The organism is Sphingobacterium sp. UBA5996 (assembly GCF_002429765.1).
GTDB lineage: Bacteria > Bacteroidota > Bacteroidia > Sphingobacteriales > Sphingobacteriaceae > Sphingobacterium.
Map to the genome: position 1 here is coordinate 288766 of NZ_DJAS01000003.1, position 14321 is coordinate 303086.

The window sequence follows — 14321 nt, forward strand, 5'->3', positions numbered from 1 at the left end:
AGGGTATAGGTTATGCTAAATTGTTTTAACATAATTTTAACAACGTTAAATGCTGTTAAATTTCTTGACATGAATGCAGATGTATAGTACCTTTGATATATCAAAAGCAACGAAAGATATTAAAAATAATATATAAAGAACTTTTCATAATTTAGGTTAATAATTGGTTAGGTAAAGCTCGGAGTTCCCCACTTCGAGCTTTTATTATTATAGATATTTCGTATGCGGTTTTTGCTCCCAATTCATTTCCATCCCAACTAGATTTATGAGTGTTTAAAATAGATCTATTTGTTACATCCGCACAGTTACTTCCATTTTTTCTGATATAATTCTTAACGGTGGCAAATGGGGATTAAGTTGTAACCAACTTGTACCTTTTAACAATGGTGTTAGGATTTTTAAATTCTAACACCATTGTATACAAGAGAACTTATTTAGTTAAAATATTTTTATTTAATGTCTACCACTTCAATCACGAAGTCCAAGGGTGAGTTGGCAGGAATTGGCCCTACCGCTCGGTTTCCATAACAGAATTTAGAAGGCGCCATGATATGAATTTTAGAACCTTTTTGAAGCCCTTTCTCTGTCAGTCCTCCGAGATCTACATCACCTATTTTTTTAGGAGCAAAGGCGAATGTCCAAGCTGGTATAAGCGTGCTCTCGAAAGGATAATCATAACCGGTATTGGTAAGGAGCTCAAAGCTAGCCGTTTTATCGGTTTCAGTTTGGTCGAAAATACTGCCATTTATTAGGCGACCAGTATACTTTACCGTTGGCTTAACTTTAAAGACTTTAGCATTTAAGGTATCCACAATTTTATATTGATAATTTCCTGTGCCTTCAGCCAAAATTTCGTACCAAATGCCTGTTTCGCTACTGTATTGTGCATCGGGATACTTTTGGCTAACATAATTTTTAAGTGTGATGGAATCTGTTTTAAATTGTGCCGCTGCATCATAAATCGGCGCATCATCACTTTTGGCACAGCTAATAATAAGGAAAGCGGTTACTGCGATTCCTAAAAATAATGGTGATAACAATTTTTTCATGGTATTATTTGTTGGTTTTTCAATAAAGTGGCCAATTCATTATGAATATGGCCTAGCAAATGTATATGATTTTTTTCTCCTTGTAGGTTTACGCTTAAATAATTAACATTTTGATACAGTAATTTACATTTCTGTATTAGAGCTGCGTTGTTTGGAATGTAACTTTGTAACTAAATGTATCAAAATGTTGGATAGTGTAGGATCTAGTTTATCTTTTAGCAAACTGCTAAAAAAAGCCATTCTCATTAAGAAAATGGCTTTTTAATGCACGGCTTATTTGTTTAGTTGGAGGTAGCAGCTCCAATAGTTAACAATTCAATTGTATACACAACTGGTGTATTCTTAGGTACTGTCACCTTCTCACTGCCTTTAGTATATTCATTTTGATCAAACGAATAATATGAAGGCGCAATAAAAGTAATTTTATCTCCTTTTTGTAATCCTTTTGGAAGTAATCCGTGTGGATAATAATCTATTCCATTCTGTTTAATTACAGGAGGCGTAAAGGCTCTCATCCATCCTACATTATATATATTGATGGCTTTGTATATATCAGTATAAACAGCTGGTGAACCAACTGGATTTTTATCAAAAACTCTTCCATCCATTAACTCTCCTTGAAAATTGAAAGTTGCCGCGAAAGGTGTAATCGCAGGACCGTTATTTGTTAAAGTGATACCATATGTATAAGGTGTAGCGGTTTCTTTAGCATATTCGATTTTGTACCAAATACCTTTTGATAGCAAAGAGTCTGAACGCTTAGCGTCGTTACCCCACTTCTGTCTCGCGTAAGCTTCCAAAAGAGGTGCTTGATCTTTATATAAAGAATCTTGTCTTGCTTTTTCTTTTTTTATCGCCTCTTCTTGTTGTTTGTAATAGGCATCCCAATCAAAATTATCTTTATTACAAGCTGTAAAAAGAATACCAAGACACAAAAACGCCATTAAAAATTTTGTGATATTTTTCATAATTTCTTAAAGTGTGTATTAATTATAAAACTCAAAACGCAGGCTGGACAAACTTCGCTACATCAAATGTTAAATTATTCTAAAAAAGCATATAACTCTTTCGAATTCAGGTATTTTTGTCGTATGCTTTTTAAATGAAATTCAAGGTCCAGTCTTAAAATACTTGGAAAGACAAGCTGTTTGCCCCGCAGTAATTGTACTGCTAATGGATGGTATTTCCCTACTTTCTTTTTTCTGCTTAGGGGCTTCCATATGCTATTGTCGAAAACAATCTCTTCTGTAGATTCGGCATCGTACTTCACCGCATAGTAACGCTGGTTAATTAATTCAATAATTTCTCTGTTTGTAAAGATTTCTTGCTCCATTTTTCTGCAGTAGCTACACCAATCGGTATGGATGAAAAGCAGTGTTTCCCTTGGCTCAACAGCGAGTAAAGAATCAAGTTGTTCGAAGCTGATCCAATTTATCCGCTCTTGTCCAAAGTGACAGAGCGGATAAAATAGCATCATCGACATAATGTATATTTTCCTGAAATGCTTCATAGATCAGTTGTTTTTTTTAGTGAAAATGGCCAATGCGCAAACCAAAGGTAAATGTCCGTGGACGAGTCGGACCATAGATATAATCTGAATCCCTCAATGGTCCCTTGTCAAAGTCTTTCTGAAAAGCATTGAACATGTTTTGTATACCGCCGAAAATTTCAATACTAAAATCTTTATGTATGGGTAAGGTATAGCCCAGCCGCAGATTTAACTCGACGAAGTCGCGCGCATCTTTCAAGGTCATCACATCGTTTTGGATATGAGGAACAATCATCTTTCCGGTGTAGACTCCGGTCAGATCGATTGCGAATTGTTTGGTCGCCTTTAAATTGCTATTCATATAGCCATAAATATTGGGTGTACGGACGTATTTCTTGGTCAGGATGTCCTGTCCGTCTTCCTTTCCCTCGTAGATAAGTTGATCTTTTTTATAGCGAGAGCGCTGAATGGTCCCACCGGTTTGGATAGAAAACCAAGATGATGGTGCAATATTGATCTCAATATTAGAGCCATATACCCGGGCACCCTCACCGTTTTGCATCTCCTGGATGATCAATCCGTCTTTTTCTGATGCCATGACATTGACAAATTGATTGTTGAGATCCGTATAAAACCCTTCCACAAGCAGACTCGTCTGTACATTTCCAAAATTTTTGTTGTAGCTAAAGGAACCTGTATACGCATTAGAATACTCTGTTTTTAGATTTTCACCAATTAACACAAATACTTGATTTCCACCAATGGAAGTGACATGCATGTCCTCGTTAAAAGCTTGTGGCGCACGGAAACCGCGGGCATAGCCCCCTCTAAATTGAAGGTCCTTGGTGATATCATACAAGATTGTCAGCCGTGGGCTAAAGGTGCCAAAACGCTGATCTGAGTTTCGGTCTATACCTGCAAGACTGTATTTGCCATCGACATAGGTATAATCGTATCGCGCTCCGATCAAGGTTTTAAAATTACTTAAAGGCTTCCATTCGTATTGGGCATAACTGCCTAATCCTCTGTTTTGCTGATCAATTGTTCGTTTGTACCCCGGTATGTCGTCTTGGGTATCGTTGTACGAGAATTCCACTCCGGCGGTAAATACATCTCGTTCAAAGTTGTAGGTATACTGTCCCCCTGCAACCAGCGCGATATCATTTGTCTTTCCGTATGCATTGGCAGCTAATGTGCTGTCTGCGAGTGTTGCTCCGCCCCCTAGGCCGCCATAGTAGCTGTCACGAACGGTTTTCTGTACAGAGCCGTAAAGCGACATTTTTTGCTTGTAATCGCTAGAGTAATGATCGTAGGTGATTCCGCCAACAAGCGAACTGGTTTCCAGTTGTTCTGTGATTTGCGTCAAGTGGGGTACTTTATCAAGCTGATCACCACCGCGACGGAACTCATTCACTGTACTAAAATCTACCGTTATTTTATCTAGATCACTCGGTTTGTAAAATATTTTTGTGCCAAAAGTAGTGTTTCGAAGTTTGGTCATTTCCGAAAAACCATCTCCATTAGCATCATATGCTTCCCGATTGCGGTGCATGCCGTAGAACGTCGCACCTCTCTTGAGGTCTTCCGCGACGGTCGAGGTGTTAAAATCAACCGTATTGTCCCAGCTTCTGCCACCTATGAGTGAGTTGGTTGATTTTACCTGCCAGTCATTTTCTACCGGATCTTTTGTAATAATATTGATTGTCCCAGCGATCGCATTGGCTCCAAATAATGCCGAACCGCCACTTCTTACCACCTCAATACGATCGATCATACTGGTGGGAATCTGGTCTAATCCATATACGCTATTCAATGCGGAGAATACGGCTCTGCTATTGATCAATATTTGTGAATAGGGACCTTCGAGACCATTCAGCCGGACTTGTGAAAAACCGCAATTCTGGCAATTGTTTTCTACGCGCACCCCCGGCTGATAATTCAGTGTTTCAGACATGGCGACAGATTGTGTCGCATTAAATAATTTGGGGCCTATTACATTGACAACCACCGGAGCATCCTTTCGTTTAACGCCGTAACGTGTAGCAGAAACAACAACCTCATCCAAATTGAGGTTGTCTTCCTCCAATTGAATATGTAACGGAGCCTTTAGCGTATCAAGGGAGATAACCTTGCTGATTGAGCGGTAGCCTACTGCAGATATATTTAAGGTTACTTTTTGCATCGGTATAGCAGACAACTTGAAGTAGCCCGCTGTATCAGATGTAGTCGCAAGCTTGCTGTTTTTTAAAGTTAGTGTGCCGGATGGAACTGCTTCATGGTTTTTATTGAATAAATAGCCTTCCAGTTTCGATTGGGCATATATAGTGGATGTACCCGCCAGTAATGTAGCGAATAAAGTGTATTGCTTTAGCATAGTAATTTTATAAAAATTTTAAAAATACAAGCCTCGTATAGCATTGTCTATAGCGCGCTATGAACAGCATTCAAGGTATTGAACACGGATAGGAAACAAGAAAATAACTTGTCCTTATATAGGGCTATTGTACCAAAGAGTTCATTGAAACCACTTTAAGGTAGTCCAACGAAGGGTGTCGCCTTGGTATCAACGACAATTCTCGAAAAGGAGGCCAATAAGAAATTGTATCAAAGACGTCGTACAGATATAGTCATTCTGTGGTTTAGCAATGCGTTACTGGACGCATACGGTACGTTCCGTTTATTAGCGTCGAGTACTGCCATGCCAGACTACCGGTTTTCGAAATCTCTGATGTTAGTTTTATACTAAGCTGGGGGGACCACGTAAGTGGTAATGATCGATAGTTGCCGTAATCGCTTCCGGACAAAAGGAATTATAACGCACCTGTCTTACTTCGCGGGGAATTGGAAGTTCAAGGACGGTAAATTCGGTTTGTACGTAGGTGTTGTGATAGATGACATTCAGGTATTCGATTTGGTCATCTGTTTCTTGGGGCTTTTGTTTCTTGGTAAAATCATAAGGGTGGGTGTGCATGACAATTTCACCTGTAGATTTTACCTCTTTGTGCATAAAAACAACACCTGAAATAATAATCAGAGACATTAATACCAATTGGCATAATGCAATAAGCTGACGTGGACTTCTGGTTGTTTTTGGGTACATAAAAAAGCGTTACTTTTTTAGGGTAACGCTTCAAAATTACGATTTTATTTTATCAGTATAGAGCTGTATGGATTAAAAAAATATTAAGTATGCCTATTTTTGATACCTTAATGTTCTCTTTTCCTTACATCCATACTATTTAATCAAATGATTGTTGTCGTCTGGAAATACAAGCGAGGGTTGAAATTGTTTGGCTTCTTCAAAATCCATGGTTGCATAGGAAATGATGATGACGATATCGCCAACTTGAACTAGGCGTGCCGCAGCACCATTCAAACAGATCGTTCCCGAACCGCGTTGGCCAGGGATAACATAAGTCTCAAGGCGTGCTCCATTGTTATTGTTTACGATTTGAACCTTCTCGTTAGCGATGATATTTGCGGCATCCATCAAATCTTCATCTATTGTGATACTACCCACATAATTCAATTCCGCTTGTGTGACTTTAACGCGGTGAATCTTGGACTTCATTACTTCTATTACCATGGCGCAAAGTTAGGGCTTTCTACTGAATTTGAAAGATTTGTCAATTAATTTGACAAATTATTCAGAATCATATTATCGATCAGACGGACGCCCTCAACCCACGCAGTGACAAGGGCAACATGTTGTTTGCTGAAATCGATGTGATCGACCTCCTTTAAGCTGGTACTTTCACATATGGCAAAGTATTCAACGCTCAGTCCATCTGTATCTGTTAAAATCTTCAGCGCTTGGTCTTTTATTTCCCGGAGTGCTATAGCATCATTGATGTGGTCCTTTACGTATGTCAAGGAACGTGAAAGGGCCAACGCTATTCTTTTTCCTTCTTCACTTAATCGCATGTTTCTGGAGCTCAAAGCTAGGCCATCTTGATCTCTGATGATGGGGCATATCGCCAATTGAATAGGTAGATCCTTCATTTCAATCATGCGTTTAATAACCATGACCTGCTGAAAGTCTTTTTGTCCGAAACAGGCAATATGCGGTTGTACCAATGTAAATAATTTATAGACGACCTGAGTGACGCCCTGAAAATGTCCTGGACGTTTTTCCCCTTCCCAGATTTGATCCAGTTCGCCCAAATCGATATGCCAGTGTTCGTGTTTGTCGGGGTACATTTCGTCAACGGTTGGCAAGAAAAGAATATCACACCCCACAACTTCCAATAGTTTGATATCATTCTCGATTGGGCGTGGATATTTCTCAAGATCTTTTGGGTCATTAAATTGCGTAGGATTTACAAAGATGCTGCAGACGCGAATGTCGCTCAATGGTTTTGCATAATTTAATAAGGATAAATGTCCTTCGTGTAATGCCCCCATGGTAGGAATTAAGGCGATTTTTTGATCGGTTTTTCGTGCTTCTTGCAGGTATGCTTGGAGAGAGGCTTTCGTTTTGAAAATTTCCACTTTGCTATTTAGTTTTTGTTGGCAAAGTTGCATATTATTTTGGGAATATAAAACGATGATTAATAGTAAATTGCATAGTAAGTATTTTTTTCGTACCTTTGTAGACCGATTTTACTGTTCGAAAATAATAAATAAAAATAACTGGAGATGGCAAAAACGAAGATATTGTTTATTACTCACGAGATGTCGCCTTTCCTCGAATTAACTAAAATTTCTGAAATCACACGTCAACTTCCGCAAGCGATGCAAGAAAAGGGTTTTGAGATCCGGATCTTAATGCCGCGTTTTGGGAATATCAATGAGCGTAGAAATAGATTACATGAGGTGATTCGTCTTTCAGGCCTGAACATTGTTGTGGATAATAATGATAATCCGCTAATTATTAAAGTTGCTTCATTACCTGCGGCCCGTATGCAGGTGTATTTCTTGGATAATGAAGACTACTTTCAGCGTAAAAAAGTTTTTAGTGATGAGCATGGCGAGTTCTTTGCAGACAACAATGAGCGTTCGGTGTTCTTCTGTAAAGGAGCGTTGGAAACTGTGAAGAAATTAGGTTGGTCCCCAGATGTAGTGCACTGTCATGGATGGTTCTCTGCGTTGGTACCGGCGTATGTCAAGACGACTTATAAAGACGATCCGACATTCAAGGATGCAAAAGTAATGTACTCTTTGTTCAATGAAGAGTTTAAAGGTACATTAGGTACGAAGTATGCGGAAATGGCGCCAGAGGGTTCATTTAAAGCTGAGGATGCGCAGGTGTACGGTGATGGTAGCTATGAGGCTATCTATAAAGGTGCTTTGCATTTTACCGATATGGTCGTTGTTGCAGATCAAAATGTCAATACCGAAATAGTTGATTTTGCAAGATCAAAAGATATTCAGGTTTTTGAGCCCAACGGCGATCAAGACTATGATGCTTTTGGAGAAGTATATGATCAATTTGCGCCTGAAGAAGTAGAAGCGTAGGCTATACTTTTCGAAGCGTTTCAAAAAGCAATAAAAAAAAGGTTATTTCAAAAAAATAGCCTTTTTTTTATTACGCAGGTTTTCATTAAGTCGAATTGCTATTTGAGTGACTTTCTTCGCAATGCCTCCTCCCTAAATCATTTGTAACAATAAATATAGCTGCGAATTGTTATCTTCGCAATAATCTGTCATTAGGTTTATATGTTGATACGTGGAGATCTCGGAGAAGATGTCCTAAGTTTGATTTATAGCGGCGCTGGGCGCTTGTAATAGCTTATATTGACTTTGTTTTAAAGGTATATAAATCGAGTGTCTCGGAATATTTTAAATAGGAGTAGACACCATAGTTATAATTATTGTCATGAAAATTAAGGTAGGATTTGGATTTGATGTCCATCAGATGAAAGAGGGACATCCCTTTATTGTTGGAGGCGTTCAATTGGAGCATCATGCTGGGGCCTTTGGCCATTCTGATGCAGATGTATTGGTGCATGCGATATGTGATGCCATTTTAGGTGCTGCCAATTTAGAAGATATTGGCTATCACTTTCCAAACACGGATATGCGCTGGAAAGGTATCAGTAGCTTATTGTTACTGAAAGAATGTGTGGCGCTGATCGCGAAGAAAGGATACACACTTGGCAATATCGATTCAATGTTGTGTTTGGAGGCTCCTAAGATCAAACCTTATATCCCGCAAATGAAAGTTAAATTGGCTGAAGCCACTGGTTTGGATATCGATGATATTTCCATTAAGGCAACGACAAATGAAACCATGGGGTTTATCGGCCGTCAGGAAGGAGCGGTTGCCTATGCGGTTTGCTTGATCGAACGTGCGTAGTTCTGCTCAATATTTTCGCGTTTAAATTCTTGCTTTTGGTACAATTAGTAATACCTTTGCCAAGTAAGGATTATTGGCACACTATCTGATAGAGTGAGCATTAATGTCTTAATTGAAGTCTACAAGGATCAAAATAATGCAGTATTCAAGTTTTAAAATAGCACAGTGTGTGTAAAACCTGAATACGCTGTGTGGTCTTAAAATGAATAATATTTACGTCTGAAATTTAGTGATTAGATGAAACGAGTATCAAAAAAAAATCAACTGACGGAAGCTGATATCAAACGATATACGTTCAATTTTTGGAAGATTATCGTTGGAGTTGTTGCGATAGGTTTTCTGTTTATATTGAGTATACGTCTTGGATTATTTGGGAAATTGCCCTCCTTCAGTGATTTGGAGAATCCAAAAAGCAATTTAGCTTCTGAAGTTATCACTGAAGATCATAAAGTACTGGGAACTTATTATGTTCAAAACCGTTCCAATGTTAAGTATAGCGAATTGTCCCCTTATTTGGTCAAAGCATTGGTGTCTACAGAGGATAAACGTTTCTATGATCACTCTGGTATAGACTATTCGCGTACGTTCACAGTCATCTTCCATACCTTGACAGGTAATAAGCAAGGGGGGAGTACGATTACACAACAGCTGGCACTTAATCTCTTCTCGGATGGACGTCAGAAGAATTTTTTAAAACGTGTCATCCAAAAATTTCAGGAATGGATTACGGCCGTTCGTCTGGAGAGAAATTATACCAAGGATGAGATTATTACCATGTATTTCAACACGGTAGACTTTGGTGCCTACAATACATATGGAATCAAATCTGCTGCACGGACTTACTTTAATACGACTCCCGACAAATTGACAGCGGAACAAGCAGCTTTGTTGGTGGGTATGCTAAAAGGTCCGGGAGCATATTCTCCGGTTCGTTACCCTGATAAATCTCGCACCCGACGTAATACGGTGCTGAACAATATGGTTGCCGCTAATTTTATCTCGGCAGAAGAGGCAACAAAAGCAAAAGAGAAACCACTTGGTTTAGAACTTAAGATTGCAAATTACGGCGAAGGATTGGCTCCCTATTTCAGAGCGGTATTAAAAGACGAGATCAAAAAGGAATTTGCCAAGCTTTCCATTACCAAACCGGATGGTACACCTTATGATCTTGATCGCGATGGATTGAAAATCTATACGACAATCAACATGTCTATGCAGCAATATGCAGAGGATTCGCAAAAGGAGTGGATGAAGCAATTGCAGTCTAAATTTTCCGCACAATGGAAAAATAGGGATCCCTTCAAAGGCGATAAAGCGAAGCTATTAATCAGCGGAATGAAGCGTTCTGATCGTTACCGGATTTTGAAGGAAGAAGGCTTGAATGAAGACGAAATCAAAAAGGCTTTCAATGTAAAAGTTCCTATGAATATTTTTACATGGAAAGGAAGCGTCGACACCATGATGACGCCAATGGATTCCATTAAATACAATAAACTCATGTTGCGCAATGCAATGATGTCTATGGAGCCGAAGACGGGACATATTAAAGCCTGGGTAGGGGGTATTGACTTCGACCACTTTAAATATGATCAGGTAAAAATGGGAACGCGTCAGGTCGGATCGACGGCTAAACCATTTACTTACGCGGTTGCGATTGACAACGGCTATTCGCCCTGTTATAGTATTCCAAATTACCAACAAACGTATAACGGATGGACCCCAAGGGGAAATGCGCAAGGAGGAAACCCCATTACGTTGGCTAAGGCCCTTGCTTATTCTCAAAACTATGCGACAGCATATTTAGTACACGAAGTTGGTGCTGCGGAAGTCGCAGCATTGACAAAGCGAATGGGTATAACAAGTGATGTTCCTAGTTATCCCTCGATTTCTTTGGGCGCTTACGAAGCGTCGGTGTTTGATATGGTAGGTGCCTATTCGGCATTTGTAAACCAAGGAACTTGGATTGAGCCGACAGCAATTCTGCGGATTGAAGATAAAAATGGGACACCAATTTATGATAAGGCACCAAAGGTGGTAAAAGCCTTGAACAGTGAATCAGCATATATTATTGTGGATATGCTTAAAAAGGTGGTGTCTCAGGGTACTGCCAGACGTATTCAATGGATGTACAAGCTCACCAATCCAATCGGAGGTAAAACGGGTACAACGAATGACAACTCGGACGCTTGGTTTATCGGTATTACGCCCGAATTGGTTACAGGTGTGTGGACCGGGGCGGAAGATCGGGGCATTAGTTTCGATCGCATGGAGTACGGTCAAGGGGCCGCGGCAGCTATGCCAGTATTCGCTTATTACATGCAGAAAGTATATAAAGATTCGAATTTAAAATATACCAAAGGTGATTTTGAACAACCTCAAGGTGGACTCACCCGTGTAATAGACTGTAATCAGTACTGGGGGGGCGGAGGCTCTGATGTGGAAGATGGATCTACCGATTCGAGCAGTAAAGACGAAACTAAACTAAAAGATGACCGCTTAGGTTTCTAGGTTATTTTAACGAATATCAGTGGGCCAGGCAATAAATTTTTTCGAAATTTGTTGTCTGGCTTTTTTGCTGAAAGTGCTTGATATTGAAACATAATGGACGTATTTGATTATAGAGAGGAATTAAAGAAGATACCGCATCGGCCTGGAGTCTATCAGTATTTTGATAAAAATAATGAGCTGATATATATTGGTAAAGCGAAAGATCTGCGCAATCGGGTCGGATCTTATTTCGTTAGTGAAAATCAGCTGAATGGCAAAACACGTGTTTTGGTCCGTAAGATTAATCGGATATCTTTTACTATAGTTGATACGGAGATTGATGCTTGGTTGCTTGAGAATTCATTGATCAAGAAACACAAACCCAAGTATAATGTTCTTCTTAAGGACGATAAAACTTACCCTTGGATTGTTATCAAGAATGAGCCTTTTCCACGCGTTTTTTGGACCAGGCAATATATCAAAGATGGTTCGCGCTATTACGGACCCTATCCTTCGGTGGGGATGATGCATATTGTTTTGGATCTGATTCGTGAATTGTTTCCCTTGCGGACCTGCAATTTGGCCCTAACACAGGAAAATATACGGAAGGGCAAGTTTAAGATCTGTCTTGAATATCAAATTGGAAACTGTAAGGGGCCTTGCGAAGGGTATCAATCTGAAGAAGACTATGATCAGAATCTGAGCGATATTAAGGATATTCTGAACGGAAAGATCGCTATGGTGACCAATCGCTTGAAAGAAGGTATTACTACTGCAGCTGCAGCTTTGGATTTCGAAAGAGCGCAGTTAATCAAAGCGAAGTTGGATAAGCTAGACAATTATCAGAGTAAATCCACCGTTGTTAACTCATCCATTACAAACGTTGATGTATTTAGCATCGCTTCGGACGAAGGATATGCCTTTGTCAATTACCTGAAAGTGATGAATGGTGTGATTATTCAGACGCAAACACTGGAAATGAAACGGCGTTTAGATGAGAGTGAACAAGAACTGCTAGCCTTGGCTATACCAGAGATACGGGATCGTTTCAAAAGCCTTTCGCGTGAAATTATCGTACCATTTGAGTTAGATATTGAAGAGAACGAACGGATTCGATTTACAATCCCCAAATTGGGTGAAAAGAAAAAGCTCCTTGAACTTTCTCAAAAGAACGTAGCATTTTTTAGGAAGGAACGTTTGTTGCAATATGAAAAGCTTAATCCGGATATCCGGACTGAGCGTATTCTAAGACAGATGCAAAAGGATCTTCGGATGAATGTGCTGCCGCAACATATTGAGTGTTTTGATAACTCGAATATTCAGGGAAATTATCCTGTGTCTGCTATTGTGGTATTTAAGGATGCGAAACCCTCCAAAAAAGATTATCGCCACTTCAATGTAAAGACCGTGGAGGGTCCCAATGATTTTGCTACGATGGAGGAAGCTGTTTTTAGACGGTACAGAAGGTTATTGGATGAAGATCAGCCTCTGCCCCAATTGATTATTATAGACGGTGGTAAGGGGCAGTTAGGGGCCGCTTTAAAGAGCTTGCGCTTATTGGGGATCGAACGGAAAGTAACGGTGATCGGTATTGCGAAGAGGCTGGAGGAGCTTTTCTATCCCGGCGACCAATATCCACTTTATCTAGATAAAAAATCTGAAACCTTAAAGGTGATTCAACATCTTCGAGATGAAGCTCACCGGTTCGGAATCACGTTTCACAGAAATCAGCGGAGCCGAAAAACTTTTGTTTCTGAACTTGAAAACGTGCCAGGCATAGGCAAAACAACAGTGGAGAAAGTGTTAACTGAATTTAAGTCGGTAAAAAAGGTGAAGGAGGCGTCTGATGAAGACCTAAAAAAAGTGCTTAATCTCAAACAGATTAAAGCACTTCGTGAATACTTTGCAAAGTAACATTAAAGTAGAATAGTGCATCAGCCGAAGTTTTATACACCAAGATATTCGGCTGATGCATTCAATACGAATTAGTCATCGTAACCAAAACGTTTAAGGTAATTTTTTTTGCTTCGCCAGTCAGGAATTACTTTAACGAAAAGTTCGAGAAATACCTTTCCATTGATAAACTCCTCAATATCCTGACGTGCGTAGGTTCCCACTTTTTTGATCATGGCGCCTGCCTTTCCAATGATTATATTTTTTTGAGAGTCGCGTTCAACAATAATTTCTGCTGCAATACGCGTAATATTAGCCTCCTCTTTGTAAGATGTCACGATCACTTCTGTGCTGTAAGGAATCTCCTTATCATACAGTTTGAACACTTTTTCACGGATCATTTCGGAGACAAAAAAACGCATGGATTTGTCCGTCAGTTCATCCTTTTCATAATAAGCTTCGTGAATTGGTAACTTGTCCTTTATGTATTGCATTACTGCAGCGACATTATGATTCAGTTTTGCTGAAATGGCAAAAATAGTGTCCGGATTTAATTTTTCTTGCCAAAATTCAATTTTTGCTTTTACTTCTTCTTCTGAAGATTTATCAATTTTATTGATCAGTACAGCAACAGGAGAATTTGTTTTGCGTAATTTCTCGAGGACATCGTTCTCATCGTATTTTTCGTTGATATCTGTCACAAATAGTATAATGTCTGCATCGATCAAAGATCCTTGGACAAAATTCATCATGGATTCCTGCAGAGAATAGTTTGGTTTAATAACACCTGGAGTGTCCGAAAACACAATTTGATGGTCTTCATCGTTTACAATACCGATAATGCGGTGTCTTGTCGTTTGCGCTTTGGGTGTAATGATAGACATTTTTTCACCCACTAAAGCGTTCATTAGTGTGGACTTACCAGCATTTGGCTTTCCGATGATACTTACGAATCCTGCTTTGTGTGACATTTTTCTAAATTTTATTAGGATTACAAAGAAACAAAATATATCTTTGTACTCCAATTCGGAAGGATCATAATCTTGTTTTTTCAAAAGAAAAAAGCAATTTTGTTCAAAAATATATTGCGGGGTGGAGCAGTTGG

General features: G+C 39.3%; 12 protein-coding genes. 4 read left to right on the forward strand and 8 right to left on the reverse strand.

What is annotated here, in order from left to right:
- Window positions 1–449: 449 nt before the first annotated feature.
- The 7 genes from B3E00_RS02275 to panC form a co-directional block, all read right to left on the reverse strand.
- Window positions 450–1049, reverse strand: coding sequence for an FKBP-type peptidyl-prolyl cis-trans isomerase (locus B3E00_RS02275; protein ID WP_209578258.1), 600 nt, complete (start codon window positions 1047–1049; stop codon window positions 450–452).
- Window positions 1050–1330: 281 nt separating this feature from the next.
- Window positions 1331–2017 (reverse strand): hypothetical protein, encoded by a 687-nt coding sequence (locus B3E00_RS02280; RefSeq protein WP_293882791.1) that lies wholly within the window; start codon window positions 2015–2017, stop codon window positions 1331–1333.
- Window positions 2018–2091: 74 nt separating this feature from the next.
- Window positions 2092–2526 carry a thioredoxin family protein gene (locus B3E00_RS02285; protein ID WP_293936650.1) on the reverse strand — a complete coding sequence of 145 codons (435 nt, stop codon included), beginning with the start codon at window positions 2524–2526 and terminating at the stop codon, window positions 2092–2094.
- Window positions 2527–2575: 49 nt separating this feature from the next.
- Window positions 2576–4912: a TonB-dependent receptor gene (locus B3E00_RS02290; RefSeq protein WP_293936652.1), complete on the reverse strand. Its 2337-nt coding sequence runs from the start codon at window positions 4910–4912 to the stop codon at window positions 2576–2578.
- Window positions 4913–5275: 363 nt separating this feature from the next.
- Window positions 5276–5638 carry a hypothetical protein gene (locus tag B3E00_RS02295; protein WP_209578262.1) on the reverse strand — a complete coding sequence of 121 codons (363 nt, stop codon included), beginning with the start codon at window positions 5636–5638 and terminating at the stop codon, window positions 5276–5278.
- A 135-nt stretch (window positions 5639–5773) separates the two neighbouring features.
- Window positions 5774–6124, reverse strand: coding sequence for an aspartate 1-decarboxylase (gene panD, locus B3E00_RS02300; RefSeq protein ID WP_209578263.1), 351 nt, complete (start codon window positions 6122–6124; stop codon window positions 5774–5776).
- A 44-nt stretch (window positions 6125–6168) separates the two neighbouring features.
- Window positions 6169–7029: a pantoate--beta-alanine ligase gene (gene panC, locus B3E00_RS02305; protein WP_209578277.1), complete on the reverse strand. Its 861-nt coding sequence runs from the start codon at window positions 7027–7029 to the stop codon at window positions 6169–6171.
- A 147-nt stretch (window positions 7030–7176) separates the two neighbouring features.
- On the opposite strand from panC, the gene B3E00_RS02310 reads away from it, so the two are divergent.
- The 4 genes from B3E00_RS02310 (at window position 7177) to uvrC (ending at window position 13237) form a co-directional block, all read left to right on the forward strand.
- Window positions 7177–7995, forward strand: a complete 819-nt coding sequence (locus B3E00_RS02310; protein ID WP_209578264.1) for a glycogen/starch synthase — start codon at window positions 7177–7179, stop codon at window positions 7993–7995.
- A gap of 361 nt (window positions 7996–8356) precedes the next feature.
- Complete coding sequence (gene ispF / locus B3E00_RS02315) at window positions 8357–8836, forward strand: 2-C-methyl-D-erythritol 2,4-cyclodiphosphate synthase (protein ID WP_209578265.1); 480 nt, start codon at window positions 8357–8359, stop codon at window positions 8834–8836.
- 237 nt (window positions 8837–9073) lie between these two features.
- A complete protein-coding gene (locus B3E00_RS02320) occupies window positions 9074–11344 on the forward strand; it encodes a transglycosylase domain-containing protein (RefSeq protein WP_209578266.1) in 2271 nt (756 codons plus the stop codon).
- A 93-nt stretch (window positions 11345–11437) separates the two neighbouring features.
- Window positions 11438–13237, forward strand: a complete 1800-nt coding sequence (gene uvrC / locus B3E00_RS02325) for an excinuclease ABC subunit UvrC (RefSeq protein ID WP_293882769.1) — start codon at window positions 11438–11440, stop codon at window positions 13235–13237.
- Between the two features lie 71 nt (window positions 13238–13308).
- Here uvrC and era read toward each other — a convergent pair whose 3' ends face one another.
- On the reverse strand, window positions 13309–14187 hold the full coding sequence (gene era, locus B3E00_RS02330; protein ID WP_293882766.1) for a GTPase Era: 879 nt from the start codon (window positions 14185–14187) through the stop codon (window positions 13309–13311).
- Window positions 14188–14321 lie beyond the last annotated feature (134 nt).

Bases quoted from the DNA above. Each gene is read 5' to 3' on its own strand.
- B3E00_RS02275 (WP_209578258.1), bottom strand. From the start codon at position 1,049: ATGAAAAAATTGTTATCACCATTATTTTTAGGAATCGCAGTAACCGCT.
- B3E00_RS02280 (WP_293882791.1), bottom strand. From the start codon at position 2,017: ATGAAAAATATCACAAAATTTTTAATGGCGTTTTTGTGTCTTGGTATT.
- B3E00_RS02285 (WP_293936650.1), bottom strand. From the start codon at position 2,526: ATGATGCTATTTTATCCGCTCTGTCACTTTGGACAAGAGCGGATAAAT.
- B3E00_RS02290 (WP_293936652.1), bottom strand. From the start codon at position 4,912: ATGCTAAAGCAATACACTTTATTCGCTACATTACTGGCGGGTACATCC.
- B3E00_RS02295 (WP_209578262.1), bottom strand. From the start codon at position 5,638: ATGTACCCAAAAACAACCAGAAGTCCACGTCAGCTTATTGCATTATGC.
- panD (WP_209578263.1), bottom strand. From the start codon at position 6,124: ATGGTAATAGAAGTAATGAAGTCCAAGATTCACCGCGTTAAAGTCACA.
- B3E00_RS02310 (WP_209578264.1), top strand. From the start codon at position 7,177: ATGGCAAAAACGAAGATATTGTTTATTACTCACGAGATGTCGCCTTTC.
- ispF (WP_209578265.1), top strand. From the start codon at position 8,357: ATGAAAATTAAGGTAGGATTTGGATTTGATGTCCATCAGATGAAAGAG.
- B3E00_RS02320 (WP_209578266.1), top strand. From the start codon at position 9,074: ATGAAACGAGTATCAAAAAAAAATCAACTGACGGAAGCTGATATCAAA.
- uvrC (WP_293882769.1), top strand. From the start codon at position 11,438: ATGGACGTATTTGATTATAGAGAGGAATTAAAGAAGATACCGCATCGG.
- era (WP_293882766.1), bottom strand. From the start codon at position 14,187: ATGTCACACAAAGCAGGATTCGTAAGTATCATCGGAAAGCCAAATGCT.